The 26,765-nt window shown below is 50.3% G+C and carries 23 protein-coding genes; 14 read left to right on the forward strand and 9 right to left on the reverse strand.

The features are described 5' to 3' along the window. Positions 1-27: 27 nt before the first annotated feature. Positions 28-1,482 carry a tRNA uracil 4-sulfurtransferase ThiI gene (gene thiI, locus BTA51_RS01480; protein WP_094705561.1) on the reverse strand — a complete coding sequence of 485 codons (1,455 nt, stop codon included), beginning with the start codon at positions 1,480-1,482 and terminating at the stop codon, positions 28-30. Positions 1,483-1,762: 280 nt separating this feature from the next. Here thiI and ppnN point away from each other — a divergent pair, with 280 nt between their 5' ends. Then, positions 1,763-3,127 (forward strand): nucleotide 5'-monophosphate nucleosidase PpnN, encoded by a 1,365-nt coding sequence (gene ppnN / locus BTA51_RS01485; RefSeq protein ID WP_094705563.1) that lies wholly within the window; start codon positions 1,763-1,765, stop codon positions 3,125-3,127. A gap of 131 nt (positions 3,128-3,258) precedes the next feature. On the opposite strand, the gene BTA51_RS01490 is transcribed toward ppnN, so the two are convergent. Together BTA51_RS01490 and BTA51_RS01495 are read right to left on the reverse strand one after the other, a co-directional pair. Then, a complete protein-coding gene (locus BTA51_RS01490) occupies positions 3,259-3,579 on the reverse strand; it encodes a cytochrome c (RefSeq protein WP_210404741.1) in 321 nt (106 codons plus the stop codon). Between the two features lie 249 nt (positions 3,580-3,828). Continuing rightward, entirely contained in the window at positions 3,829-4,599 is a 771-nt protein-coding gene (locus BTA51_RS01495; RefSeq protein ID WP_094705565.1) for an ElyC/SanA/YdcF family protein, read from the reverse strand. A gap of 288 nt (positions 4,600-4,887) precedes the next feature. Between BTA51_RS01495 and BTA51_RS30095 the strand changes: the two genes are divergently transcribed. The 6 genes from BTA51_RS30095 to BTA51_RS01520 all read left to right on the forward strand — a co-directional run bounded on the left by BTA51_RS30095 (position 4,888) and on the right by BTA51_RS01520 (position 11,042). Then, positions 4,888-5,049 carry a hypothetical protein gene (locus BTA51_RS30095; protein WP_168188015.1) on the forward strand — a complete coding sequence of 54 codons (162 nt, stop codon included), beginning with the start codon at positions 4,888-4,890 and terminating at the stop codon, positions 5,047-5,049. A gap of 216 nt (positions 5,050-5,265) precedes the next feature. Continuing rightward, entirely contained in the window at positions 5,266-6,762 is a 1,497-nt protein-coding gene (locus tag BTA51_RS01500; RefSeq protein WP_094705567.1) for a CoA-acylating methylmalonate-semialdehyde dehydrogenase, read from the forward strand. A gap of 156 nt (positions 6,763-6,918) precedes the next feature. Next, positions 6,919-8,079, forward strand: a complete 1,161-nt coding sequence (locus BTA51_RS01505; protein WP_094705569.1) for an acyl-CoA dehydrogenase family protein — start codon at positions 6,919-6,921, stop codon at positions 8,077-8,079. A 189-nt stretch (positions 8,080-8,268) separates the two neighbouring features. Next, positions 8,269-9,393, forward strand: coding sequence for an enoyl-CoA hydratase/isomerase family protein (locus BTA51_RS01510; RefSeq protein WP_094705571.1), 1,125 nt, complete (start codon positions 8,269-8,271; stop codon positions 9,391-9,393). Positions 9,394-9,604: 211 nt separating this feature from the next. Beyond that, a complete protein-coding gene (locus tag BTA51_RS01515; protein ID WP_094705573.1) occupies positions 9,605-10,468 on the forward strand; it encodes a DUF2846 domain-containing protein in 864 nt (287 codons plus the stop codon). 118 nt (positions 10,469-10,586) lie between these two features. Further along, positions 10,587-11,042, forward strand: a complete 456-nt coding sequence (locus BTA51_RS01520) for a thioesterase family protein (protein WP_094705575.1) — start codon at positions 10,587-10,589, stop codon at positions 11,040-11,042. 140 nt (positions 11,043-11,182) lie between these two features. Here BTA51_RS01520 and BTA51_RS01525 read toward each other — a convergent pair whose 3' ends face one another. From BTA51_RS01525 to BTA51_RS01535, 3 genes are all read right to left on the reverse strand, one after another. Next, positions 11,183-11,452, reverse strand: coding sequence for a hypothetical protein (locus tag BTA51_RS01525; protein WP_246840879.1), 270 nt, complete (start codon positions 11,450-11,452; stop codon positions 11,183-11,185). A 297-nt stretch (positions 11,453-11,749) separates the two neighbouring features. Further along, on the reverse strand, positions 11,750-12,559 hold the full coding sequence (locus BTA51_RS01530) for a PhzF family phenazine biosynthesis protein (protein ID WP_094705577.1): 810 nt from the start codon (positions 12,557-12,559) through the stop codon (positions 11,750-11,752). Positions 12,560-12,617: 58 nt separating this feature from the next. After that, complete coding sequence (locus BTA51_RS01535) at positions 12,618-13,331, reverse strand: ankyrin repeat domain-containing protein (RefSeq protein ID WP_094705578.1); 714 nt, start codon at positions 13,329-13,331, stop codon at positions 12,618-12,620. Between the two features lie 348 nt (positions 13,332-13,679). Between BTA51_RS01535 and BTA51_RS01540 the strand changes: the two genes are divergently transcribed. From BTA51_RS01540 to BTA51_RS01560, 5 genes are all read left to right on the forward strand, one after another. After that, entirely contained in the window at positions 13,680-14,357 is a 678-nt protein-coding gene (locus BTA51_RS01540; RefSeq protein WP_094705580.1) for a response regulator, read from the forward strand. A gap of 166 nt (positions 14,358-14,523) precedes the next feature. Next, positions 14,524-14,745: a DUF3565 domain-containing protein gene (locus tag BTA51_RS01545; protein WP_094705582.1), complete on the forward strand. Its 222-nt coding sequence runs from the start codon at positions 14,524-14,526 to the stop codon at positions 14,743-14,745. A 148-nt stretch (positions 14,746-14,893) separates the two neighbouring features. Beyond that, on the forward strand, positions 14,894-15,769 hold the full coding sequence (locus BTA51_RS01550; protein ID WP_094705584.1) for a GyrI-like domain-containing protein: 876 nt from the start codon (positions 14,894-14,896) through the stop codon (positions 15,767-15,769). A gap of 21 nt (positions 15,770-15,790) precedes the next feature. After that, positions 15,791-16,516: an HAD family hydrolase gene (locus BTA51_RS01555; protein ID WP_094705586.1), complete on the forward strand. Its 726-nt coding sequence runs from the start codon at positions 15,791-15,793 to the stop codon at positions 16,514-16,516. A gap of 135 nt (positions 16,517-16,651) precedes the next feature. Next, the gene (locus tag BTA51_RS01560) at positions 16,652-17,359 is read left to right on the forward strand and encodes a S9 family peptidase (RefSeq protein ID WP_168188016.1); all 708 of its coding nucleotides are present in this window, start codon (positions 16,652-16,654) and stop codon (positions 17,357-17,359) included. Between the two features lie 46 nt (positions 17,360-17,405). Here the strand turns inward: BTA51_RS01560 and BTA51_RS01565 are convergent, their stop codons facing one another. After that, positions 17,406-17,867 (reverse strand): Lrp/AsnC family transcriptional regulator, encoded by a 462-nt coding sequence (locus BTA51_RS01565; RefSeq protein ID WP_094705590.1) that lies wholly within the window; start codon positions 17,865-17,867, stop codon positions 17,406-17,408. 140 nt (positions 17,868-18,007) lie between these two features. Between BTA51_RS01565 and BTA51_RS01570 the strand changes: the two genes are divergently transcribed. Further along, the gene (locus BTA51_RS01570) at positions 18,008-18,931 is read left to right on the forward strand and encodes a DMT family transporter (RefSeq protein WP_246840880.1); all 924 of its coding nucleotides are present in this window, start codon (positions 18,008-18,010) and stop codon (positions 18,929-18,931) included. A gap of 338 nt (positions 18,932-19,269) precedes the next feature. After that, complete coding sequence (locus tag BTA51_RS01575; protein ID WP_094705592.1) at positions 19,270-20,592, forward strand: glucan 1,4-alpha-maltotetraohydrolase domain-containing protein; 1,323 nt, start codon at positions 19,270-19,272, stop codon at positions 20,590-20,592. Positions 20,593-20,664: 72 nt separating this feature from the next. Here the strand turns inward: BTA51_RS01575 and BTA51_RS01580 are convergent, their stop codons facing one another. Together BTA51_RS01580 and BTA51_RS01585 are read right to left on the reverse strand one after the other, a co-directional pair. Further along, complete coding sequence (locus BTA51_RS01580) at positions 20,665-23,334, reverse strand: family 20 glycosylhydrolase (protein WP_094706030.1); 2,670 nt, start codon at positions 23,332-23,334, stop codon at positions 20,665-20,667. 531 nt (positions 23,335-23,865) lie between these two features. After that, entirely contained in the window at positions 23,866-26,079 is a 2,214-nt protein-coding gene (locus tag BTA51_RS01585) for a M4 family metallopeptidase (protein WP_094705594.1), read from the reverse strand. Positions 26,080-26,765 lie beyond the last annotated feature (686 nt).

A 26,765-nucleotide genomic window follows, 5' to 3' on the forward strand; every position in this document is an offset into this window, starting at 1 on the left:
ATCAGACTAACGTAATGGCCGCAGAGATTATTCCTGCGGCCGGTATACCAGGATTTCCCGTTCCCCGTCTTCCGCCATATGGCTGGCATGCAACTGGCTCATGACTCCCTTGTCACAATACAGCAGGTAACGCGGAGCACCGGTCAATTCATCCTTACGGGAGGACAATTCATAGAAAGGTATTGAGAGTATCCGGTTATTGGTCAGATGAAGTGGAGCCTTTTCCTGCTCATTTGGATGCCGGATATCGACCACCACATCATCACGTGCAGGCGTATCAACGACCTGGACATCATTGACCGTTGTCACCGTCTGCAGGATTTCGTCAATATTTAGAACCCGCATGTCCTCTATGGCTTTTTCCAGAACAGCCATGTCAAAGCGGTTTTCATCGTTTTCAATCCGGTGTGGGCGCGCCTTCGTGGTTGGCCGATCCGAAATCACCCCACAGTACTCCGGCATGTTGCGGGCAAACTCCTCCATACCGATTTCACCAGCGATCCGAATAATGTCCGGTTTGTCGGTGGTAATCAGAGGACGCAGCACCAGCATATCCGCAACACTGTCGATCACATTAAGGTTGGTCAGAGTCTGGCTGGAAACCTGGGCCACGCATTCTCCAGTCACCAAGGCAGATAGTTTGTACTTTCTGGCCACCGCTTCCGCAGCCCGTAACATCATCCGTTTGAGCACAACCCCCATATTGGAATGGTGCACTTTGGTCAGAATCTCTCCCACCACATCCTCGAAAGGCACGGTGACAAATTTAACCCGCTGATTGCTGCCATATTGCTCCCATAGATAGAGAGCCGCCTGTTTTACCCCTACCTCATGGGCTGCCCCACCAAGATTGAAGAAACAGAAATGTGTCCGCATGCCCCGCCGCATCGTCAGGTAACTCGCGACACTAGAGTCGTAACCACCAGAAATCAATGACAAGACCGGATCCAGCATGCCAATAGGATATCCACCCAGCCCCTCATATCGACGCTCGACAATAAAGACTTTTTGATCGCGAACCTCAACCTGCACCACCATATCAGGATTCTTGAGATCCACTCCCAAGGCGTTGGTATGCTGTCTGAGACCGCCCCCGACATAGCGCTCCACATCGATGGAGGTAAAATCATGCACGCCGGCACGCTTCACTCTCACGACAAACTTTTTGCCTTCCAATGCGGCTTCGTGCAACGCCTTGGTTTTCAGATAGATGTCATGAATATCCTGTAACGGATATTCCCGAACCACCATAAAATGAGCAATGCCGCTGACTCTCTGCATAGCCTCTATGGCCTGTTCAGGATGGTCGCCGATATTTGGCAGGTTCACCTCGATCTTGTCCCAGGTGCCCTCTACTTCCAACTGTTCATCGAATTGGCGCAGAACCCTGCGGATATTGACCCGCAGCTGTTTCACCAGCTGTTTACGGACCGGACGACTTTTAATGGTAATTTCAGGAAAAAGTTTGACGAGAAATTTCATAAGGAGCCTAATCGAACATACAAAGCCTTTTCCGGCGACATTCTACTTGGGGCAGATTCAAGCCCCAAGTGCCGCAAAAAAGGGGTGCATAGTGTACCCGTAATTGCGCTCCGGCAACAGGATGCAGACACAGGCATCAAAGATCGTCTGCCGGGAACACGACTGAAGCCCAACAGCCACAGCCCCGCCAGGGTTGTAAACTGATAACAACCCCGTTGTAGACTGATGTCAGTCCCGTTATAACTGTAGAAAGCATAGTAAAAAAGGAAGTCCCTATCCTATGAGTGAAAAAATTACTGCACGCATTGCCCCGGAAGGCAGCCTCGACCTGGTCTCACAACACGAAGTTAAACTGCTGATGGATAAAGGCCAGAAAGGCCTGTATAAGCTATTCCGCCAATGTGCACTGGCCGTTTTGAATTGCGGCAACGAATCCGACGATCCTGAGGCCATGCTCAGCGAGAACGCCAATTTTGATATTGAGCTGATCGGTCAGGCCCGGGGTATCAAACTGGAAGTCATGAATGCTCCCGGCTCTGCCTTTGTAGACGGACAGATGATCAAGGGAATCCAATCGCACCTCTACGCTGTACTGAGGGATATTCTTTACACCGGCAACGTCATGTCACACAACGCCATTTTTAATCTGGAAAATGGCGACGGCATTACCAACTTTATCTTTCACCTGCTGCGTAACGCGGGTGTCCTGGTTCCGCGCCGCTACCCTAACCTGGTGGTTTGCTGGGGAGGCCACTCTATCAGCCGGGATGAATATGACTACACCAAAGTGGTCGGACACTCCCTTGGTTTGCGTGGCATGGATATCTGTACCGGTTGTGGACCCGGCGCTATGAAAGGCCCGATGAAGGGAGCCGCCATCGCTCACGCCAAACAGCGTATCCGCAGTGGCCGCTACGTTGGCGTCTCTGAGCCCGGCATCATTGCTGCAGAGTCACCCAATCCCATCGTGAATGAGCTGGTGATACTGCCGGACATCGAAAAGCGTCTGGAAGCCTTTGTTCGTATGGGACACGGCATTGTGGTATTTCCCGGTGGTGTGGGAACAGCCGAGGAAATTCTCTATATCCTCGGAGTCCTCACTAACCCGGCAAATGATCATCTGCCATTTCCGCTGATATTTACAGGGTCCAAAGACAATGAGGAGTATTTTGGCCAGATCGATGAATTCATCGGCCTGACGCTGGGTAAAACAGCTCAGAAGCGTTATCAGATTATTATCGATGACCCGGAGCTAGTGGCATTGAACATGAAAAAAGGCCTGCAGGACGTTACCTACTACCGTAAAACCACCAGTGATGCTTATTACTACAACTGGAACCTGAAAATCGCCCCGGAATTTCAGCGTCCCTTCATGCCGACTCATGACACCATGAGGTCACTTAAACTGCATTATGACCAGCCGATCCATGAGCTCGCAGCCAATCTGCGCTGTGCGTTTTCCGGTATCGTGGCGGGGAATGTGAAAGAAGAAGGCGTCCGTCAGATCGCCCAACACGGGCCGTTTGAGATCAGTGGAAATCCGGATCTGATCAAACCCTTCAATGCGCTGCTGACGTCATTTGTGAAACAGGGAAGGATGAAACTGCCCGGAACCGAATATGTTCCCAGCTATCGGGTGGTGTAGAGAGAGATCTCTGAATTAATCACTAGCTCACGATAATTAATCAAGACATCACGATTGTGGAGCCAGCCCAGTGAAGGCCGGCTCCCGCATCCCACGCCTTTACAGACGGGTCTGCTGACAGTCTGGACGGCTTACAGACTAGAGAAGTAGGCTGCCAGGTTGGCAATATCATCATCAGACAGAGCTGCTGCCTGTCCCTGCATGATCACCGCCTGTCCGCCAGTACGATTCTTCGCACGGTAAGCTTTTAATGCTTCCACAATATACATTTCATTTTGACCGGCCAGATTCGGATAAGTTGGAATCGTCGCCTTACCATTAGCCCCATGACATGCTGCACAAACGGCAGACTTTGCCTTACCTGCTGCTGCATCTCCAGCAGAGGCAGTTGTTGCAATGCTCAAAACGGTGCTGGCGGCAACCACCAACAGAGTACTCTTCATCAGTTTCATAATAGCTTCCGTTATAAAGTTATTTACCTCCTCCCAAGGACCGCAATGCCATACCTTGTCAGGAGACTGAGTAATCACGGCACGGTTTTTATAACATAGCTTGTCTGACTATGGATAGCCTGGAGCCGCGTAGGAATCAGATTTCATAGGTTTTTCTACGCGCTGACCAGAAGCCTGGATTGCAAATACTGATACCATGGATACTGCTTTAGGTCAGGCTTGAGCTATTACAAAAGAAAGCAACTGCACCTACAGCCGTCCTGTCATTCGATACCAGATCAACCCCATGTATTCGTGGATTGCCATATGACTTAATTCGAGAGCCGATGGACTGGGAATAAAATCCATCAGCCAACTACGTACTCCGGGCTTATTCTTATGGGCGGCCGGAGCGGCAACCACGTTCAACTGTTGCTTTGATGCCAGCGCCATACTGCGGGGCATATGATAGGCAGAAGTCACCAGCGCCAGCGGACGATTCCCAACCATCCCGGCCACCGTTTCCAGTTCTTCTCCCGTATCTTTCGTCTGTTCCATCAGCTTAATCCGCCCATTATTGATGCCCAATGCCAACGCAACCTGCCGATAAGCTTCCGCATTGGATACGGGGTCTTCAAATGCATAGCCTGAAAGAATCAATGTCGCCTCAGGATTCAGCCTTGCAATACGAAGGCCCTCTGTCAGGCGATACATACTGTCGCCCTCCAATACACTCGTCACCGGTATCCCTTTGGCGGAACGGTGATAATTGCCAAGCACGAGTACATAATCCACCGGTTGTGAGTCATATGCCGGATATTGGCTCTCCAACGGCATCACCAACTGCCTTGCAAAGAGACCGTTACTGCACAGCAAGACAATCACCAGCCCGGTTGCCGTCAATCTGAGGCCAGCCCGTTTTCGACCTCGCCATAGCAGCAGGAATCCCAACATGAACAGAAATAAAGAAAAAGGCAGTGGCTTAATCCATCCGCCTATCAATTTTTTCAATAAAAACAATATGTCAGCTAACAAATTCATTCCCCTGACAAGCCTGAGTTTGCAATGGTTAACAATTGGTCTGGTTGCCAAGCATACAAAGGTTGGTTATTCTGCGTCCGCTTTTTCGTACATCTGTTCACCTTTATGAACAGATGACCTCAAGCTTATACAGACAATTTTAAACAAGGCATTTAACAGCGCGCTCCAGCTCCTGACATCCTTTGTCGCTGACAGACAGCACATCCGGAACACTGAAGAAGCCTGTGATTAGTTCGATGGTTGCAGTGAACTAATCATAGTTTTCTTAAGTTAAATCAGGAGTTCACTATGTTATTGGAAGCCCCAATCGAGTCAACGATAGCCGCTGCACTGGTGTTGTTTGGAATCACCTATAGCGCGAGAAGCCTGTTCAATCATCTGATTGCCAAGGCCATCGCCAAACGTGAAGCCGAAAACGCTGAAACAGATAACAATCTGGCAGATGCCTGATCTTCAGGGCGATCGGTACTTAACTACCGGTCGCTGCTTTCCTTAATCCCAACCATACCCGCCCATATTTTTATCTGAATAATTTCCCTATATCTTCATAGTCCCCAACACGGCTCCAAACGGCAACCTTGCTCAAAGCATCTGTCGCGACATCACTCCCTATTGAGCGTATTATCATACTCACTATCCGTGTGGAACCAACAAACGGAGATGGCTATGACACATTCAGTCCCTCTTTACCTGGACGGCGAGTTTGTTGAAAGCCAAGCCCACCGATCCATTGCCAACATCAACCCAGCCACCCAACTCACCCTGGCGCAGGTGCCCTGCACGACCTTCGAGGAAATAGACCGGGCGATTGCGAGCGCAGAGCAGGCTTTTAAAGACTGGCGTGACGTGCCTGTCCCTGAACGGGCCAGACTGATGATGAATTTTTGCCAGCGACTCAAAGATCAACAGGACGATATTGCCGAGACTCTGAGCCAGGAAACCGGCAAGATTTTCGCTGATGCCAAAGGTGATGTGTGGCGCGGTATCGAAGTGGTGGAGCACGCCTGCAATATTCCCAGCCTGATCATGGGCGAGACCGTGGAAAACGTGGCCAGGGATATCGATACGAGTTCCTACCTGCAACCCTTGGGAGTCTGCGCCGGCATCACTCCATTCAACTTCCCGGCCATGATCCCTCTGTGGATGTTCCCCCTCGCCCTGGCATGCGGCAATACTTTTATACTGAAGCCATCGGAGCAAGACCCGCTGACGCCCATGCAAATTGCCGAAATATTCCAGCAGGCAGGATTCCCTAAAGGCGTGTTGCAAGTCATTCATGGCGATCGGGAGCAGGTGGACCATCTGATTACCCATCCAGCAATCAAAGCGATCTCATTTGTTGGCTCAGCCAGGGTCGGCCAGCATATCTACCGGTCCGGGACCGATCATTTAAAACGCGTGCAATGCATGACCGGCGCTAAAAATCATATGGTGATCATGCCGGATGCGGACAGGCAGCAAGTGATTTCACACTTGGTAGGCTCCTCGGTCGGCGCTGCCGGCCAGCGCTGCATGGCGATATCCGTGGCTGTCTTCGTGGGCGACTCAGTGCAATGGCTCGATGAGTTGAAGGACGCCATGTCAAAGGTGAAACCGGGATTATGGAATGAGGAGGACGCGGGGTTCGGCCCGTTGATCAGTGGTGCAGCCCGTCAGCGGGTACTTGGCCTGATCGAGCAAGGCAAAGAGGAAGGAGCCGACTGTCTGCTGGACGGCTCTGGATTTACCCATCCCGATTATCCGGACGGAAATTGGATCGGGCCGACCCTGTTTGCCGATGTAAAGCCTCACATGTCCATCTACAAAGAAGAAATCTTTGGCCCGGTGCTGATCACCATGCATGTGGACAGTCTGGATGAAGCACTGGACCTGATTAACAACAACCCTTATGGGAACGGTACTTCGCTGTTTACCAACTCCGGTGGCGCCGCCCGTCACTTCCAACGTAATGTGCTGGTGGGCCAGGTGGGAATCAATGTTCCCATTCCGGTGCCGTTACCGTTCTTTTCATTTACCGGCTGGCGTCAGTCTTTTTACGGTGACCAGCATGCCTACGGTAAACAGGCCATACGTTTCTACACAGAAACCAAGACAGTCATCAGCCGCTGGTTTCATCATGGTGAAGAGGTACAGAGGCCTAACCTGACCATACAGATGCGTTAAACTTTTATAAGTATGAACTCACAGGGAGATTGATTTGTAGAGCCCCGGCGGCCTATGCAACCGCCGCGAAGATATACAGGTATCGATTGGACATCTTCAAATCCGTCTCCCCATCGCACGATTATCGCTGCTTACACTATAGAGCTGACTGAATTTATGGATTTTAACCTTACCGAAGAACAGCAGGCCTATGCGGCCAGTGCCCGACAATTTGCCGAGAAAGAGCTGATGCCTTTTGCCGCGGAGTGGGATGCTCAGGCGGACTTTCCACTGGACACCATCCATCGGGCAGGAGAAATGGGCTTTCTGTCGCTGTACACTCCGGAAGACCATGGCGGCATGGGTCTGTCCCGGTTGGACAGCTCTATCATTATCGAGGAATTGGCTCGAGGCTGCACAGCCACCACGGCATATCTCACCATTCACAATATGGCCACCTGGATGGTCGCCATGTTCGGTAGTGAAGAATTACAACAAGTCTGGCTTCCCAAGCTGGTCGCCGGACAGCTCCTGGCCTCATATTGCCTGACTGAACCTGGCTCGGGTTCAGATGCCGCCTCATTGAGAACGACAGCAAAATCCAAAGGCAAACACTATGTCCTGAATGGCTCCAAAATGTTCATTTCAGGGGCTGGCAGCACTGAAGTGTTGATTGTCATGGCCAGGACCGGCGGCCTTGGTCCCAAAGGAGTATCCGCGTTTTTGGTTCCCGCAGATACCCAAGGCATCAGCTACGGTCGCAAAGAGGAAAAAATGGGATGGAACTGCCAGCCAACCCGGGCCATAACCTTTGAAGATGTCAAAATTCCCACGACCTATCGCCTGGGTGAAGAGGGAGAAGGCTTCACCTTTGCCATGAAAGGACTGGACGGCGGCCGCATCAATATCGCCACATGCTCCGTAGGGACGGCCCAGGCAGCGCTGGAAACTGCCAGATCTTATCTGCTGGAGCGTCATCAGTTCAATAAACCCCTGGCAGAATTTCAAGCTCTCCAGTTTAAGCTGGCGGATATGACGACGGAATTGGTGGCAGCCAGACAAATGGTCAGACTGGCCGCTTTCAAGCTGGATCAACAGGATCCGGAAGCCGGCACTTACAGTGCCATGGCGAAACGGTTTGCCACCGACGCCGGTTTCAACATCTGCAATGACGCGCTCCAGCTACACGGTGGTTATGGCTATATTCGGGAATATCCACTGGAACGATATGTACGGGACAGCCGGGTACATCAGATACTGGAAGGCACGAATGAGATTATGCGTGTCATCATCGCACGACGCATTCTGCTGGAACACAGCCTGGAAGCCATACGCTGATGACGGGCACAGAGATCCACCAGCCATCCCCTGGGACAATCCTTGTCTGTCCCAGGTACGCCATAAAAGTCGGGTCCATGAGGCCAATCATAGACACAGTACAAAAAGCCGCAGGCACAGTGGAAAAAAACACAGAATCAGCAATCCTTTATACTAACGACGTTTTCTGCAGGCAGGGATTACTCAGATATGGCAAACACCGGTATCATCATTGAAGAACGCGAATGCAATTCCGGGCAACGTATGGGATATGCCTGCCTGAATGCTCCCGAAAGCCTTAATGCCCTCACCCTTCCCATGATTAGAAAGCTGACAGAAGCCCTGAATCAGTGGCGTCTGGATCCGGCAATCAGTTTCGTCTGGCTGGAAGGCGCAGGTGACCGGGCATTCTGTGCCGGCGGGGATATCGTCAAGCTCTATGATTCCATCTGCCAGGACGAACAATCCGGTAGCAGCAGCTATGCCTTCAAATTTTTCAGCGAAGAATACCGGCTGGATTTCCTGATCCACAATTTTTCCAAACCTATCATCTGCTGGGGACACGGTGTTGTCATGGGTGGAGGTCTGGGAATTATGACCGGCGCCAGCCATCGGATCGTCACCGAAGCTTCCCGCATTGCCATGCCGGAAACCTCCATCGGACTGTTTCCCGATGTGGGGGGCACCTGGTTTCTCAGTAGAATGACAGGGGGCTCCGGCCTTTACCTGGGGCTGACGGGAGCCAGTTGCAATGCCACAGATGCCATTGAGTTAGGTTGGGCAGATCATTTTCTCCCTTCCAGCCAGAAGGCATCGCTGCTGGAATCTCTTTCAAGATTGCAATGGAGCAGTGGTGAAAGTAATCACAGCCGGGTCACCCAGTTACTGCGAGCATTACAGGAACAACACAAAGCACAGCTTCCCCAGGGACAAATCGCCGAGCACAGAGATTTGGTCAGACAGGTAACGCGGGCAGAAACTCTACCTGAAGTGGTAGATTCCATACTGTCTCTTCCAGCCCAGGACGGGTGGTTAAGAAAATCTCAGGAGTCCCTGTCTGGGGCCTGTCCCACGTCATTGCATCTGGTTTGGAAACAAGTGCGTGACGGTGCGGCACTGTCACTCCCTGAGGTTTTCAGGCAGGAGCTGATAATGGCACTGCAGTGCACCCGGCACGGCGAATTCAAAGAAGGTGTCAGAGCATTGCTGATCGACAAGGACCGGCGACCGGCATGGCGCTACCAGGATGTTCGAAGTGTTCCTGAAAGCTACATTGAGGAGTTTTTTATCCCCCCCTGGAGCCAAAATCCTTTGGACGACCTTGGGATATGCTAATCTCGCCTGCTACCGTTTGAGCTCTTGTGACCTGATATTTTAAAAACACTCAACTCCAACCTGTTCACATTTCAACCAAATGTAATTTTTTGTATCCATCTCTTGCAGTGCATCGCAGTTTTCCGATGACCATTTTGCTAGCATTCCGCCAAATAAGATAATCAGACACCGCTTTCCGGTGTTCGAATGAAAGATTTAGCTGAGGCAGGTTATGTGGATTAAAACGCTACAAGTCGCACTACTGACAGCGATGACCAGCGTTCTGGCAGGTTGCCCGTCCTTGTATATGGCGTTTGAAAAACATGGCGGCGCATTCCTGGCACCGGTAAGCGGCGAAAGATTTGTGCATATCCCTGATACCGAGTGGGACAATAAGAATAATGCTCTGGTCTATTTTTACCGTCCTGACAGCGATTGGGGCTCAGAGGAAATCGATGCCCCCTCCGTCTTTATTGATGATCACCGTTACTTCAGCATTCGCTCTAATGGATACACCTGGCTGGAAATGGCTCCAGGAACCCGTCATATCACCATGCGCCGCCCGATAGGACTGCTACTGGGCTTTGAAGGCATGGGCAGCTTTGCCTTAAGTAAAATCGTAGACGCGGATTTTGAAGTCGAAGCCGGAAAAATCTATTACTTCCGCTACTCAGAAGTAGACAAGCCCGGCGCTCCCAATCCTGAGCTGGATGAGGAAAACCCTCTGGCCCAAGGAGATATGCAATTGGTTACCTCCGATGTCGCCTTTAATGAAATCGTCGAAACCCGCTTTCTGGAAAGTCAGGCACCTTTCGCGAAAAACTCCGCAGCAGTCTCCATTGCCGAAACCAACCGGATGGACAACTTTACCCGTGAGCGCCAGGATCTGGAGGAGCGTCGTGAAATTGAGCTCGCTCAATTGAAAGAAGCCGGTTACTGGCGTGATCCCAAATGGTACTGGCCATTCGGTGGCGGACCAACTAAAGCAGTGAAAGCAGAAAGGGAACTGCGAAAGCTGGATAAACGGGAAGATGAATATGTGGCTTCACTGGCCTCTTCTGAAAAAGAGGAATCAAGCTGGTGGTGGCCGTTCTAGGCATACAGGGCTTCTCCTTATACCGAACAGGCTATTGGCCATTTGACCTTTTTCCCATATCCAAGCACCACCCGACAGGTTACTCTAGCTAGGTTTGCAGAGAGGATTGTTGCAACCTATGACCAAAGACGAACTCATCGCCACCATCACCCAATACTTCAATGAACACATCCCATTTAACAAGTTGGTGGGGATTCAGGTTGTCGAAGTCAACAAGGACGAGGTGACTTTGCAATGCAAAATGAAGCCTGAGCTTATCGGGAATACTTTGCAGAAGATACTTCACGGCGGTGTGACGGCCACCATGCTTGATGTGGCTGGAGGTCTGGTTGCCCTGATCCATACGATTGACCGCATCACCGACGCAGACCCCAAGGAAATACAACGCAAGCTTCGCAAGATCGGGACCATCGATATGCGGGTGGACTATCTTCGGGGTGGTCGTGGAGAAGTGTTTACGGCAAAGGCCGAAGTGATACGTCATGGCCAGAAAATTGCCGTTACCCGAATGCATCTGGTAAACGACAGAAATCAGGATATTGCCGTAGGCACCGCAACTTACATCGTGGGCTGACCGGATAGATGAAGCGGAGAGGCAGCAGCACATTTAGATGCACAGCAGCCCCGTCCTCCGGACATAAAAAAACCGACAAATAATGTCGGTTTTTTTGTCGTCACTGATGTCGCTAATCAGTGACAATCGGGTTTGGTGAATTACTCGCCAGCGGCAGTAGCTTCACCTGCATATACAGAATATTCCTGGCTGGAGATCGCGCCGTCGCCGTCCAGGTCAACACTGGCCCATTTTTCCATCAGAGCGCTGTCTGCACGAGCTTCTTCAGTGTCGATTACGCCATCCTGGTTAGCGTCAATAGCAGCAAAAGATTGCTCTGACTGCAATTTTGCTTCTTCACCTTCAGCAGCGAAAGCAACAGAAGATACCAACAAACCAGAAACTAAAATGGCGGTAAGCTTTTTCATCATTTATACCTCGTCCTTATTTGGTCTAATCAAGAGGCAGCGTATTTCTCCGAAGATGGTGAAATTTCCCAGCTGCCATCATCTTTCACTTTGAATAGAGTCAATAAAGAGACCAGGTTTTTAAAACTAATTACAATTCAATGAGTTAACAAACAATTTCAGAGTTCCGATACTTTCTGTCCCAGTACATTTGTATTGAAATTGCGACAGAAAAATCTTCCATCATATATTTCTATATAAATATCAATCACTTACATGTTTCAATACTGCAACCTTGAAACATGAGGAGTTACTCGTCATTCAGACGGTGATATTGCCCTCCAGGTATCCTGCCACCTCACCGGATAATAGAACGCGACCCCCCTTCAACACGCACTTCAACTCTCCCATGCGTGGCGATATCTGCCTGGCATGCAAGTCTGATTTATCCAATCGGGCCGCCCAATATGGCACCAGCGAACAATGGGCTGATCCGGTAACCGGATCCTCAAAGATACTTGCCCCGGGGGTAAAGTAACGGGAGACAAAGTCTACGCTGTCACCGGGAGCTGTCGCGACAACGCCACCGGGATCCAGATTAATCTGCTTTAAGAGTTGCTCATCAGGCTGCAGATTGCTGACGGTATCTTCATCGGGATATACCAATATATAGTCACGGGATTTAAGCACCGCGATGGGCGGAACAGAGAATGCCTGCTGAATAATCTCCGGCAGATTCCCCACAGGCTCAGGTACGCGGGCAGGAAGGTCCATGGTATAAAGCCGTCCTGTTTTCCCACTTTTGGCTTCCTCAACAGACACTGTCAACAGGCCGCTGGCCGACTGAAACTCCATATATTCCAGGGGCTGATCCGAACGCTGTGAAAGAACATGTGCCGCAGCCAGAGTGGCGTGCCCACAGAGATCCATTTCTATTTCAGGAGTGAACCAGCGTATACGAAACCCGTGTCCTTCATTGACGACAAACGCCGTTTCAGCAACTGCATTTTCTGCTGCTATTGCCTGCATGACATCCTCCGCCAACCACTCCTCTAAAGGACAAACAGCGGCGGGATTTCCACCAAATGCAGAGTCGGTGAACGACCGGACAAAATACACCGGTATTTGCATGGAATAGCCTCTTTCTATTGCGTAGGGCAGAACTATATGGGATGAGACCTAGGCGAAATCAAGAGCGAGCGCCTGATTGCAGTAACAACATCTGCAGGTCCACGAATCCTTTTTGTTGGGCCAGTGTCAGCGCCGACAGACCCTCATCATTTTGGAAATTGATATCCACGCCGGAATCCACCAGCATTTGAGCCATCAACAGTGAGTTTTGCTCAACCACCATCATCAGCAGGGATTTGCCTTCCACCACGGCATTCACATCAGCTCCGGCTTTGATCAGGGCTTTAGCGGTGGAGAGATGTCCATGCTGAATCGCCAAAGCCAGTGAGGTCGCGCCGGATCCCATAGGATAGTCCAGCTCAGCGCCTGCTACAGTTAACGCCCGAACCGCATTGGTCTCACCCTGCTCCGTCATATAATGCAGTGGCGACGGCTGACCGTTTCTAAGTCCTACATTGGGGTCCGCACCAGCCTTCAATAGCATTAGCACGGCGTCCGCATTCTTTTGCCTGGCTGCGACATCCAGAGGAGATCCGATGGGAGACACAACATTGATACGGCTTCCGGATGAAATCAGCGACTGAACTCTTCCCATGTCCCCATCAAGGATAGCGGCCATCAGCTCCGTCGGCTCTTCCGCCCGGCTCACAGCCAGTTGATCCTCCCGTGAAACCGTCTGACAGCCAATCAACAGAAAGACGGCAAGAACCGCAGTAATGAGTTGAGCCTTTAAAGGTGCTTTGATTGGATTGTGGATCTGCATTGTTTGCATCTGCCTACCTGAAGTCCTCAGCCTAAACCGGCAAAAGGTGGGTTTTACTTATTATGTAGCCAAAGTGTACGAATTATCCGACGCGAAAACTATGGACCGGTTTCGCAGTTTCCAATAACGACAGCGCTTTGTGCGGCCCCGTCAGCCGACTACCGCAGCAAAACAAAACGGCAAATCATATTTTTTGCACAATTGTCAGCTAATCTGCCGCTCTGTTGTCAACGGTACATCAATTGGAGGGCTTTTTGAGCTTCAGAGCGCAAATCTTCACGGCCATTCTTATCGCTATATCAGCTGGTCTCCGGGCGAACTTAGCGCCCTTATCCCCCATGCTGGAGAAGAGATAGCATGAATATCCTGCTTATCGAAGATGACATGGAGCTGGCTGAGATTCTGACGGAATATCTGCGACAACAGGGCTTCAATGTCACACACCTGAGCGACGGGAAAACCGCCACCATCACCATTCTCAATCACCCATGGGATCTGGTGCTCCTCAATATCAAGCTACCGGGAATGGACGGTATCGGTATCTGCCAGGAGGTCAGGCAGTGCTCTCAGGTTCCCATCATCATGCTGACCGCCAGCGTTGCGGAAATCCATCGTCTGCTCAGCCTGGAAATTGAAGCCGACGATTTTGTATGTAAGCCCTATAGCCCCAGAGATGTGGTTGCACGCATCAAGGCCGCACTGCGTAAAACGGTTTCCTGGACCCCATACCCGGAAGATCTGCGAGAGCTATCTCTGGATGAGGGGACCCTCACGGCGAAATTCAATGGCAGCGATATTGATCTGACCCTGGCTGAATGGCAGATTCTGGAAGCCCTGCTTTACCAAAACAGGCGCATCTTTTCCCGCGATCAGCTAATGTGCCATCTCTACCGAAATCCCCAAATCGTCCATGATCAAACGATTGACTCACATATCAGCAAACTTCGCAGGAAACTGGCGTCTCTGATCGGCGACGACCCCATACGCTCGGTGTATGGTGCCGGGTATAAACTGGATATGCCCGAACTCCCCTGAAACCCTGTTATCTCTGCGGCTCTTAGACATACCTAGTTCCCTCTGCTGTCCTCGGACATGCCTTGTTCCGATAAGGTGGCCTGACTCACATGGCCTTGGTCCTGTTTCGGGCAATCTGCTCTCTGGCTGATATACTGGTCGCCTTATTTATCCGGTAGTTGATCAGATGCAACAACGAATAACAGGGTTTCACCTTGATGAAGAGCAGCACTGGGTGGCTGAGCTGGCATGTGGACATAATCAACATGTTCGCCACCAGCCCCCTTGGACCAACAGGCCGTGGGTCATTTCTGCCGAGGGTCGACAGGCCATGCTCGGGCATATCCTGGAATGTCGCAAGTGTGATATTGGCGCGCCTCCTGACAGCGATAACTCAGATCAAAATTAGGCGAGGTCTGGTGAAAAGAGGGCTAGCTCTGATGATAGCTGGGACGGCTCTGATGAAAACACTCCAAAATAATCCCGGATTCAGCACTATCTGTCAGGCGGCGACTCCCCTCGCAACGATACAGTAGGCACCTCCAGGGAGATATTCGATGACAGCCAGCCAAACCTATTTCAAACGATTTCATAGAGTCCTTGATTACATTGATCAGCATCTGAATGACGAATTGTCATTGGAGCATCTTTGCGGTCTGGCAGCCTTTTCAAAGTATCACTTTCAAAGGCAATTCTCAGAGTTGTACGGAATTGGCGTCTCCCGATACATCCAACTGAAGAGGCTGAAACGAGCTTCCTATCAACTGGCATTTCGCGATCATCTAATGGTGACCGACATCGCCATGGATTGTGGCTATGAAAATTCTGAATCCTTTTCCCGCGCTTTTAAAAAAGCCATCGGGCAAACGCCGACAGAATTTCGGAACCAGCCGGACTGGTCTCCCTGGAATCAAATGAATCTGTTAACCGATCTGGGGAGCGTTAAAATGGACACTTCAATCGCCAATAACAAAATAGATATTGTGGATTTTCCTGAAACCAGAATTGCCGTGCTGGAACACCGGGGATCTCCCCGGTTGCTTGGGGACTCTATCCGAACGTTTATTCAATGGCGCAAACAGCAAGGTTTATCACCTCGTGTCAGTGATACATTCAACCTGGTTTATGATGATGTGGATGTGGTTCCAGCAGAAGAATACCGGTTTGACCTTTGTGCTTCTATCATGGCACCCGTTACCGAGAATGAATTCGGCATCGTGGAAAAGGTGATCCCTGCCGGACGTTGCGCCAGAGTCCGACACATTGGGCCGGACAGTAGTCTGGGAGAAAAAGTGCATTACCTCTACACGGTCTGGCTTCCACAAAGCGGCGAGGATCTGAGAGACTTTCCTTTGTTCTTTCAGCGGGTAAGCTTCTTTCCAGATGTTCCCGAGCATGAGATGATTACCGACCTATTCTTACCTGTTAATTAACCCCCGGTTTAAGTGGCTTCCATGCGTGAAATATTGAATGGGAAAAAAGCGCTTCTGTTGGATATGAACAGCACTTTCATGTTCGAAGAAGACCGCTTTGGCGAAAATGAGGATTATTCCGCCTACTATCATGGGATAGATCACGAAATAGACCGCGAAAAAGAAGGAACGCTGCCTGCCAGCGAAGTTAATCAAATCATCTCCGATGCCTATCAATATCTGGATGAACGCTATCCGGATGAAACTTATCGGCTCCATTTTCCCAGTGTAGAAACAGCACTTCTGGAAACATGTAGTCAACCACTGAACCGCCGTGAAATCGACCGCCTGATCGCCACATTTTCCTTCCATGAACTTGGCATCATTCCACCGGATTACACGGCCGCTCTTCATGATCTGGCCGACAGGTTCACCCTGGCCGCAGTGATCGACATCTGGTCTCCCAGTGTTGCCTGGCGGGAAACTTTTCGACAACTGGAAATTGAAGAGCTATTCGCTGCCATATCATTCTCCTCCGATCACGGTATAGTGAAGCCCTCTCCCCTTCCGTTTGAGAGGGTGTTAAAGCAGCTGGAATTATCTCCCGAAGAAGCGCTTGTGATCGGTGATTCAGCCAGACGGGATTTGGGAGGAGCCAGCAGTGCCGGCATCGGTACGATATTGGTTGGCACACAACACCAGGACGCCCTGGCCAGTTTTCCCAATCTGCTGGCCTTTAGAGATTCAGTGCTGGAATCAGCATATTAAAACAGTGATATGGAGTGTTCCCTTTTGACTATGCGGCTCGTTGGATTGGCTTTTATACTTTGCCTACCCCTTATATCTCATGCTCAGTGCGATGATCAAAAGAATGAAGTCTGGGCTGCAGAAGCCTGTACAAAAGTGAGAACCTACCATAGCCCCCGGCAATCCACCCACCCTCGCCTAATGGTGGTTCTGCACGGCGACGCGCCTTTTCATCCCCCCGATTATCACTATCAGCTGGCCGAAATCCTTGCCTCCAACTCAGACAATCTAATCGCTGTCGGGATGCTGCGACCGGGTTACTCTGACCCCGATGGCCGCACATCAGACGGCGCCAAAGGAGATGCCATCGGGGATAACTATGACGCACCGAGAGTCAGACAGATTGCAGAAGCCATTGAGCAGCTGCGGGACAAATATCAGCCGAGCAATGTTATTCTCGTAGGTCACTCAGGCGGTGCCGCCATTACCGGGAATCTGATTGCCACCTACCCAGACCTCGTGGATGAAGCGGTGCTGGTTTCTTGTCCCTGCAACATTAACCAGTGGCGGACCGATATGTTTCAACTGACAGGCAAATCATTCTTTAAGGGTGATCTGGATGTGATATCACCTGTTGATCAGGTCAACGACGTATCGACCAATACACACATAACGCTTATCACAGGAAAGGAAGACCCCGTTGCCCGGCCAACTCTCAGCCACGAATATTTCGAGGCCTTACAGAAAGCAGATAAAAGTGCAGAACTCATAACGGTAGACGGCGGGCACGAAATTTTTCTCTCCCCTCCCGTAATCCGTCAATTACTGCACATCACCAATGAAAAACAGTCTGAGTTGAGATAGCCGCACCAAAACTGCCGGTTAATTCATTCAAATGACGGCAACAATGTCATATCGGTAGACTCAACTCAGCCTTGACCGCCTCAATGGCAATAATGGTGTAGAACTTACTGATTTTCAGATCATCCGGAAACAGTTTGCGGGTGAGCAGGTCATACTCGGTGATATTGGCGACATTGACGATCAATATGAAATCATACTCTCCTGCCACGTAGTAACACTGTTGCACCTCCGGATATTTCTTCATCCGACGCTTGAATGAATCCACAATCTGCGGCCCGCCCTTTTCAAGGATGACCTGAATGATCACCGTCATCCGATTGCCCAATACCTGAGAGTTCAGAATCGCCACCTCTTTGTGAATAATTCCCTGCTCCCTCAACCGCTTTATCCGCCGTTGAATCGCGGTAGGAGATAAACCTATCTGCTCCGCCAGTTGTTGGGATGTCTGCTGACAGTTTTCCTGAAGCGCTCTGAGCAGAGCGATGTCAAATGAGTCTAATGCGTCCATATTCGCCTATTTTCTGCATAAATATGACAAATAAGCATATTCTACTCATATTCACCCATCAATATGCATAATTTCTCCACACAACCAACACTACAATGGGCCCATATTTTCGACCGTAATGATTGAGAGACAGGTGGGTTGTGACAGTAGAACGTGCTCGTATCGGACAGGGTATTGCCATGGGTGTCCTGGCCGCGTTGATTTGGGGAGTGTGGCCGGTAATTTCACGGCTGGGGGTACAGCAGACCCTCACAGCCTATGATGTTGCCGCCATTCGTTTTGCGGTTGCCGGAATGATATTTCTACCGTGGATTATTCGTTCTGGACTGGGTGGCCTGACCTGGAAACAAGCCCTGATACTGACCACTGGGGCTGGAGCCCCCTATGTCCTGATCAGTGTGGGCGGATTAACCCTGGCCCCGGCCAGTCATGGCGGCGTTATCATTTCAGGTTGTACCTTCCTGTTCTCGACGCTGGGAAGCATTCTACTTCTGGGAGACCGACCCAGTTCACAGCGCTGGGCGGGTTTTGCCCTGATTCTTCTTGGAATATTGAGTATTGGCTACCGCAGCATCACAACCTCTTCCGACAGCTTATCTGAGGCCTGGGCAGGAGACCTGCTATTCATTCTTTCCGGCTTTCTTTGGGCGTCCTATACACTCAACAGCAAACGCTTCAACGTCTCGCCAGTCATGGGAGCGGCGATAGTGTCTGTACTTTCCATGGTATTCTATGTGCCAGGTTATCTGGCAATGAGTGATACCCATATCATGGAGGCCGGTTGGCAGGAGCTGTTGCTGCAGGGTGTATTTCAAGGAGTATTGGCAGCCGCCGTCGCCCTGGTCTGCTACACAAAGTCCATTTCTATTTTAGGCGCCGGCCAGGCTGCGATTTTTGTTTCATTAGCCCCCGGACTGGCAGTCGTGTTCGGCGACTGGGTACTGCATGAAACCCCAAGTCAGGCGGAGTATGCCGGCGTGACTTTTGTCATATTGGGTCTGCTGACATCGCTGGGGATTTTCAAGTGGCGTAAAGCGGCCAAGGCGGCACTGGCCGATTCCTGATATATTAGGGGTTCGCGTAACAGGTGCAGTCATTGGCGGCACCTGTTTCTATCTCCTGTATCTATTTCCTGTCTCTATCTCTTATCCTCTTATATACAAAAAACAGGATACGAGACACGGGCATTCTCCTGTGTACAGGCATTTAAAAGGTCTGAAAGGTGACAGGATTACCCATTTGCCATAGTCCGCCTAACCTAATCATACCAGCTCCCCCTCAACCTCCCCTCCACCGGAGGATGCCAATCATCCCTTAACCTGACTAAAGTGAGTTCTGGTTGTTGTAGAGACCATAAGAATCGGCTTGCCGAATACAAAAAATTCTCTAACAGGAACACATAATGCTTTCCTTATTAAAAAGAACGAATTTATCCCTGGTTGTATCAGCCAGCTTGGTATTCACCGCCCCTTTCGCATCTGCAGACGTCTCCGGTAAAAGTGGAGGCGGTGTCCGCTTCCATGGCGGGAATGAAATCATCCTCCAGGGTTTCCACTGGAATGTCGTGCGGACAGCAGAATATAACTGGTACAACATTCTCAAAAACAATGCCCAGCAAATTAAAGATGACGGCTTTACCGCCATCTGGATGCCGGTGCCCTGGCGTGACCAATCTTCCTATGATGCAGGAAGTGGCGTCACTTTCGGAGGCGAAGGCTATTTCTGGACAGACTTTGACAAAAACAGCCGTTACGGTAACGATGGCCAGCTCCAACAGGCCGCCGCCGCGCTATCCGGCAAAGGAATCAAAGTCGTCTATGATATCGTCCCCAATCACCACAATCGCGGTATCTCTGGAGACGGCTTTGATTATCCCTCCGGCCAGGGACACTATCGGAATGATTGTTTTGGCTGTGATGACGGTGATCCCTTCATGGATGGCGGCTCCGATCTGAATACGGCTGATGCCACTATCTATAACCGCTTCAAGAGTGAGTTAATCAACCTCAAAAACAACTACAGCGCGGGAGGTTATCGATTTGATTTCGTCCGTGGTTATAGTCCGGAGCGGATTAATGCCTGGATGCAAAATGCTTACGATAGCGCCTACTGCGTTGGAGAACTCTGGAAAGGCCCTTCGGAATACCCTTCCAGTGACTGGCGCCACAGTGCCAGTTGGCAGGATATCCTGAAAGACTTTACCAACAGCTCAAAGTGTTCGGTATTCGATTTTGCCCTTAAAGAACGCATGCAGAATGGTAATATCTCCGACTGGCGCTATGGATTGAACGGCAATCCTTCAGCCCAATGGCGGGAAGTGGCGGTCACTTTTGTCGACAATCACGATACCGGCTACTCCCCAGGTCCGTTAGGCGGACAGCATCACTGGGCACTAGCCGACTGGAAACGCAAAATGGCGTACGCTTACATATTGCTGTCACCCGGCACCCCGACCGTGTATTGGCCACATATGTACGACTGGGGCCTGCATGACTTCATCAAGAACCTGATCAGCATTCGCAAGAACGCCGGCATCAAAGCATGGAGCAATGTCAGCTTCAAAGATGGGGTTTCAGGACTGGCAGGCGTGACAACGGGAACAGGCAAGAAAGTTGTGTTCGCGCTGGACTCCAACCTTGGCAGCCCCAATCAGGTGACATCCGGCAGTTTTGCTCTGGTAGTGAATGAGGACAACGGAGGAATTCGAGTCTGGATGGAAAACTGATTCCAGTTTTTATCTAAAGATATCCAAAACGCCGACCGCTCAGGGTCGGCGTTTTTTATTTCAGAAGATGAACTAGTTCACTTCCACAGTACGACTACCGCGGCCACTTGGCGTAAAGGCTTTCAGCTTAACTGAGCCGTTTGCAGCCACCGGTCCGGTGTAGAGGGCTGAGCTCTGGTCTGGCTCAGATCCATCCAAGGTGTAGCGGATCTCCAGTCCCGGGAACGCCACGTTGGCTTCGAGAGTTCCGTCTTCCACCTTTGCACCCGGCAGGGGCACCCGGAACTCATAACCATTGTTCCAGTAGTCCAGACGCTTCAGATCATATTCGCCCACGCGGGAAGCAAAGCCGCTCCATGCGCTGTTGAGATCTGTAAGACGCTGTCCCTGATCTTCGACGACGGCCCAATCCGGTTGTGGAGCCCATGCCCTTTCCGCTAACCCTAACAGCTTGGGCAATGCCAGATAGAACAGATCCCCGTCCGTTTTGACATTTTCACTCCAGAGTTCACCCTGAATACCTTTGATCATGTCCGCATGATCGGCGGCTAAACGGGTATGACTTCCCCACATACTATCATTGAGTGGATTCCCCATACGGTCTGTCCAGGCTGATTTGAAGAGGTCCATGGGAGTAAATTCAAACACTGTGCGGGTATCCACAAACCCCGCCCAATAGTATCCAGGCTCCTCAGGATCTTTCTGGTACGCCAGGTCAAAATACAGATTGGTGGCATTCGCCAGAACAACGGGATATCCCGCATTCGCCAGTTTGTAGGCATTGTCTTCCGTGCCCCAGCCCCAGACGTTATTCCAAACATAAGGCACCATGATGCCGCCGACAAAGTTCGGATTGACGACCTTGCTGCCGTCCTCATGGATGAATGCCAACTCTTCCCATCCCGCAATCTTGGTACCGTATGCGGATACGATGCCAGTCACTGTCGAATTGAAGAAGCGGTTCAACATTTCAACGTCATCCGCAGTCAGTTCATCACGACCAAACATCTGCTCGCAGGCTTGAGAGTTTTTCCACACTCCGTTTGGCACTTCGTCCGCACCAACGTGGAACGCCGGCATGCGCTGTCCAGCTTCGAGATACATGTTGAAGACTTCGCCTACCACTTGGTTGATGAAGAAATAAGTGGACGGCATACATGGATTTACAACGTTATCAGTCCAGCCCTGTACGGATTTGTACTGGGACTGGTCCTGCGGATCGCTCAGCAAAAAGCTTTTTCCCTGATAAGGTTTGCCTTCATCGGCCAGTCTTTTTGCACGGAATTCCATGGACTTGATGGCGGCCCGCGCATGGCCGGGCAGGTCAAATTCAGGAATGACCTCAATATGATGCTTTGCCGCGTATCTCAGCAGACTGATGAATTCCTCACGGGAGAAGTAACCGGAACCGTTATTGCTGTCCGCATAAGGTCCGGAACCAAAGGAAGGCACCAGATGATCGAGTTCATCCGACGTGTGTCCCCGGCTCCCCCCCACTTCTGTGAGCTCTGGCAGACTCGGTATTTCCAGTCTCCAGCCTTCATCGTCAGACAAGTGAAGATGCAGTTTATTGAGCTTATAAAGAGCCATCACGTCAATCAGGCGCTTAACACTATCCACCTGGCTGAAATGGCGTGCAACATCCAGATGCATTCCCCGATAACTGAAACGGGGAGCGTCCTCAATCTGCACCACCGGCAATTGCATGGGCAATCCGGCTCCTTGATAGGTCTCGACAGGAATCAACGCCAGAAGTGACTGTACACCATAGAACATTCCGGCAGAGGTCGCGGCGGATATCTCTACGCCAGCCCCTGCTGAACTGTTGAGACGATAACTCTCGCTATCGCCCGCATTCGTGCTGGCGTATTCACCCTGGAGGCAGATTGCATTCGCAGTTTTTCCACAGCTGCTGACCACTTCTACCGGTATCCCCAGGGCTTTAAGCTGGTTTTTCAGGTACTTGCCTTCACGGGCAAAATGATGATCGAAGAATAGTTGGATAGGACCATCCACCGTCAACATTGCAGTCTTATCGACAGTCATCTGAGCCGGTGTCGGGAGAATCGTTCCCGCTGTGTTTGCTGCCGCCAGATACTGTTGATTACGCTCAAAACGAACACCTGCCGTATCCAGAGGCAGGTTGTCGCCGTCAAACCGGCTGGTTTGCTCAAGCGTCACCTGGTCGCCCAATGTTACATCGGTGATTGCCATTGGGTCTGAATCGCCACTAGGTCCATTTTGAACAATATAGAATCCTGCCGGAGCATCGGATTTGCTGATAGCCCAGAAGCTTGCCTTGATCTGAACAGTGACAGACTCGCCAGGTTTAAGCCCGGTGAAGCCGGCCGCCGGAGTCATTTTGAAAAAATCACCGTTAATGTGCTGGATGCTGAACTGGTCAGCGGGAGTCACCGCCAGGATATCCCGCACAAAATTGAAATAGATCGTCCAGTCACCTGCGGCCAGCTCTTCATCCCCACGATTCTCGATAGTGAGATCCGCCAGGAAGCTGTTATAGCTGTCTTGCAGGTTATCCACAACCTGCCAGGTAACAGCGAGGTTTGAGGATTGCTGAACTATGGATTTATTTATGGAGTGGTAGGCCTGCTGATTTTTAGCATGGCCTGTCAATGGGGAATGCGATGCGCTTGCCGCAGCTACCTGTGCTTGTGCCAGGCCCATCATGGCAAGACAAAGCAACAGACGCTTTGGTCGGGTGGTTTCTTTCCAGTCTATCATCGGAAGGTTCTCCTTTTTTTGTTGTGCCTTATAAAGGCATTTGCTTAACACCCTATCGTTAGAATTCGGTGCCAACATGACTGCACAACTAGCCGGCTTTTCATCCAGCGCCACCATCCTTAAAGCCAGTCCATTTCCTGATAACACTTAGGTTTGGGGGCACTGATTCTTATTGTTGTTGAGTGATGATCTACGGCTGACCTTATCAGCCGACAATACCTATATTAGAACCACTATTTAATTAAACATACCAATATAATACCTATAAGACAACACTTGTTCGCTTTCTGCGTATTTTTGGTATTTATTTGGTACTTTTTTTGGGTAAAAATTCCCAACAGACCTAAAAGGTACGGCCTCTATGCCGGGGATGACAGGAAAGATTCAAAGCTCGCAACGGGATGCGACGAATAACAGCGAAGTGAATTTGAAACTCTAAGTGAAACACATAAAAAACGCCCGATGGCTAAAGCCATCGGGCGCTCTTATTAGACTTGAAGCCGGGCACAGTCTCCCGGCTGCTTTAGCCAGTTAGAATGACATTTTCCAGGCATCGATGTAGCCGGTATCACGCCAGGCGCGATCGGTTACTTTCAACTGCCAGGTGCCATCTACTGATTTACCATCCAGATCGACAGTGTAGGTGCTGTGCAGATCATCAGAGCTGCCGCCTGCCCGGTTGTGCAGAACGAAGCTGCCACCGTTAGGATCGATCAACTCAACAACCAGGTCACCAATATATGTGTGGATGATATCCACAGTAACTTTCACTGACGAAGCAGAACCTACGTCTTTCACATCTATCGGGCTGGTAACACCGCTGGAGCTATTATCAGGAATGTTATAGTCGTCAGTGTTTTCAAATTCACCGCCGCCAGTATCATCACCTTCATAGTCGCCAATCAGTGAAGCACCTGAATAGCTGCTGTAGCCACGTACCATCACGTAGTAGGTACCGGAACCAGGTTCGCCAAACGAGCATTCCTCATTGTTCCCATTTTCATATGGGCGACAATCATAGGAACTGGTGGTTGGCTTGGATCCTTTGCGTACGTACATGTCAGCATCGCCGGAGCCACCACTCATGTTGAATGTCAGGTTGGTTGCGCCATCTGGAATTTCCAGAGAGTAGAACGTCTCTGAACCCTGACCGCCGGAAATGCCGTCGATTGAAGTACCTTTCTGCATCTGAATGACCTGGCCGTCAGGAGGAGTGCCGTCACAGCTTACGCCAACACCTTCAAACGCCGCGGTGACGTCAGCCTTGCTGTAGCCAAGATCTTCAGCGGCAGACTCAACACCACAGGCCCCATCATTGAAGTCAGTGTTAGGTGTCCAGTAGTTCTGGTTCGCCTTAACAAAAGCTTCGAAGGCTTTTTTGGTGTTCCATCCGTCGGTGGTTGCCAGCAGATAGAAAGCCTTGTTGTATACACCGCTGCTGTGGTGCACATCGAGGCCGTCATAGTAGTCGTCAGCATTACCGATGGAGCTGCCATCCTGGGGGGGATCCTGCATATAACGCAGTGCGGTGCCGTTCTTAATGATAGCTGCGCCGACATAGAAATCGTTGGAGCCAGTCATGAAGTACTCAGCCGCTTCCCCTGCCATATCGGAGAATGCTTCGTTGATACCACCAGGCTGTCTTTCATATACCAGATCAGAGTTGAACTGGGTGAAGCCGTGAGAAACCTCGTGGGAGACAACGTTGATATCTACCAGCGGGTAGAAATAGCTGGCGCCGTCACCGAAAGTCATCTGGCTTCCGTCCCAGAATGCGTTTTCATATCCATTGCTGTAATGAACCCGCAATCTTAGTTTGGTATTTAAAGGAGCGGTGTTGAACCACTCATCGTACATCTTGAATACTTCGATACCGAAAAAGTGTGCATCATTCAGGGGAGAATAAGCGCCATTGATTTCTTTAACAGTATTTCTCGGGCAGGTGAATTGATGAATGCTGCCACCGGAAGTTCCATGATTCAGGTTGATCGTTTCCACATTGGTCGTGGTCATCCGGCAGGAATCATCCACTTCAAAAGCGGGGTAATCGGTCCCGTATTCATAACGCCCGGTCTTCTCGTTTCCTCCAGGACCAGTACCGTCTCTCGTAGTCAGCCCATCCCAGGTCCGGATGATATCTCCGCTGTGAGCATCAATGATAAAGAAAGGACGTTTTGGCTCTGCTGCGCCTTGGGCTGCGTCAACAAAATAATTGACAACATACACCAGGCGGGCAAGTTCCGTTTCCTCATCAAAATAGACCATCAACTCGGAAGACTCATTCTTGAATTGCGGAGACCTGAAAAAGGCCAGACCGCTATTCTGCTTGGCTATTTCCATTGCCTTTTTATCAGTAACGGAAGGTTTAACACCAGGAACGAACCCATTGTCCATGTCGGCCTGTACACCCTGGATCAGGCCGCCGTTCATATGAACGACCGCTCCGCTCTGGTCACGCACCATGATGATGTGCTCACCAAAAACCTTCAATCCCTGATAGGTCTGTTGCAAGCGCTCATAGGTACGGCCATTGGATTCAGTCCGCTTGGATAGTGTGGCTAGTCCATCTTCTCCGAATAACCCCAGAACCGCTTCGTTGCTCATTGTGGCTACTGAAGCACCTGAAACTGAGAACATGATATCCTGTTGCGTGCGTAGGTCCACTCGTTCCGCGGCCATGGTATGGGCGGTAGCCAGTGAAAGACCCAGCAGCAGTACTTTATTTTTTATGTGTCGATCAGACATGCTGAAAACTCCGGTTTAGGTGTGTTACCCGGGCAAAGCTGACTGACATTTCGCAAAATAGACATTTCGCCTGAGGATTCAGGACTTGTCAGGAATCAACAAACATTGACCCTCAAGCGCTCAGTGAATAACGCCGGAGGTTAGTGGAAACATTACAGACAAGGTCGCTGCCCGAATGCGGTGAAGCTGACGACTAACTAAACTCCACAATCCATGTAAAAGTCTTTGTAAGGCTTTATCAGTTTGCTATCTGACTACCAGTATCCCTGTTGCGTCGAGCTATCCCTAGACTGCACTTGTAGCCCAAATTTATCTTTTTTAACCAAACGTCCAAGTACAGTTTGCCCATCCCTGTCTCACAGAGCGGAGGCTTTGGAAATTCGTTCATATGTTTGATGAAAGGACTTGGTCCCTGAATTCCAACGCCTGACACCACTGTGCCACTTGATGCTTATAGCCACTAAAATGCGATGTTATATTACTTAGTATTTCCTTTCGCTTTTTCGGTCTTAGAGCGATCAAGTGAGGAAAGATTAGGTTAGAAAACATCCAATCGTCAACGCTCCAAGTCGACAAATTTTAAAAAACTTTATAGGTATTTCCCGCTACAACATATAATATATTTTATCACTATTAACATTTAAAATTATTATAAAATCATTTAAAAATATAATGTTATACGAATA

Source organism: Hahella sp. CCB-MM4, assembly GCF_002260525.1.
GTDB lineage: Bacteria > Pseudomonadota > Gammaproteobacteria > Pseudomonadales > Oleiphilaceae > Hahella.

Excerpts from the sequence above, each read along its gene's own strand:
- thiI (WP_094705561.1), bottom strand. The coding sequence starts at position 1,482 with ATGAAATTTCTCGTCAAACTTTTTCCTGAAATTACCATTAAAAGTCGT.
- BTA51_RS01495 (WP_094705565.1), bottom strand. The coding sequence starts at position 4,599 with ATGAATTTGTTAGCTGACATATTGTTTTTATTGAAAAAATTGATAGGC.
- BTA51_RS01530 (WP_094705577.1), bottom strand. The coding sequence starts at position 12,559 with ATGCAAATACCGGTGTATTTTGTCCGGTCGTTCACCGACTCTGCATTT.
- BTA51_RS01525 (WP_246840879.1), bottom strand. The coding sequence starts at position 11,452 with ATGATGAAAAAGCTTACCGCCATTTTAGTTTCTGGTTTGTTGGTATCT.
- BTA51_RS01520 (WP_094705575.1), top strand. The coding sequence starts at position 10,587 with ATGACCAAAGACGAACTCATCGCCACCATCACCCAATACTTCAATGAA.
- BTA51_RS01550 (WP_094705584.1), top strand. The coding sequence starts at position 14,894 with ATGACAGCCAGCCAAACCTATTTCAAACGATTTCATAGAGTCCTTGAT.
- BTA51_RS30095 (WP_168188015.1), top strand. The coding sequence starts at position 4,888 with ATGTTATTGGAAGCCCCAATCGAGTCAACGATAGCCGCTGCACTGGTG.
- BTA51_RS01580 (WP_094706030.1), bottom strand. The coding sequence starts at position 23,334 with ATGATAGACTGGAAAGAAACCACCCGACCAAAGCGTCTGTTGCTTTGT.
- BTA51_RS01565 (WP_094705590.1), bottom strand. The coding sequence starts at position 17,867 with ATGGACGCATTAGACTCATTTGACATCGCTCTGCTCAGAGCGCTTCAG.
- BTA51_RS01510 (WP_094705571.1), top strand. The coding sequence starts at position 8,269 with ATGGCAAACACCGGTATCATCATTGAAGAACGCGAATGCAATTCCGGG.
- ppnN (WP_094705563.1), top strand. The coding sequence starts at position 1,763 with ATGAGTGAAAAAATTACTGCACGCATTGCCCCGGAAGGCAGCCTCGAC.
- BTA51_RS01500 (WP_094705567.1), top strand. The coding sequence starts at position 5,266 with ATGACACATTCAGTCCCTCTTTACCTGGACGGCGAGTTTGTTGAAAGC.
- BTA51_RS01585 (WP_094705594.1), bottom strand. The coding sequence starts at position 26,079 with ATGTCTGATCGACACATAAAAAATAAAGTACTGCTGCTGGGTCTTTCA.
- BTA51_RS01535 (WP_094705578.1), bottom strand. The coding sequence starts at position 13,331 with ATGCAAACAATGCAGATCCACAATCCAATCAAAGCACCTTTAAAGGCT.
- BTA51_RS01555 (WP_094705586.1), top strand. The coding sequence starts at position 15,791 with ATGCGTGAAATATTGAATGGGAAAAAAGCGCTTCTGTTGGATATGAAC.
- BTA51_RS01490 (WP_210404741.1), bottom strand. The coding sequence starts at position 3,579 with ATGAAACTGATGAAGAGTACTCTGTTGGTGGTTGCCGCCAGCACCGTT.
- BTA51_RS01515 (WP_094705573.1), top strand. The coding sequence starts at position 9,605 with ATGTGGATTAAAACGCTACAAGTCGCACTACTGACAGCGATGACCAGC.
- BTA51_RS01540 (WP_094705580.1), top strand. The coding sequence starts at position 13,680 with ATGAATATCCTGCTTATCGAAGATGACATGGAGCTGGCTGAGATTCTG.
- BTA51_RS01505 (WP_094705569.1), top strand. The coding sequence starts at position 6,919 with ATGGATTTTAACCTTACCGAAGAACAGCAGGCCTATGCGGCCAGTGCC.
- BTA51_RS01575 (WP_094705592.1), top strand. The coding sequence starts at position 19,270 with ATGCTTTCCTTATTAAAAAGAACGAATTTATCCCTGGTTGTATCAGCC.
- BTA51_RS01545 (WP_094705582.1), top strand. The coding sequence starts at position 14,524 with ATGCAACAACGAATAACAGGGTTTCACCTTGATGAAGAGCAGCACTGG.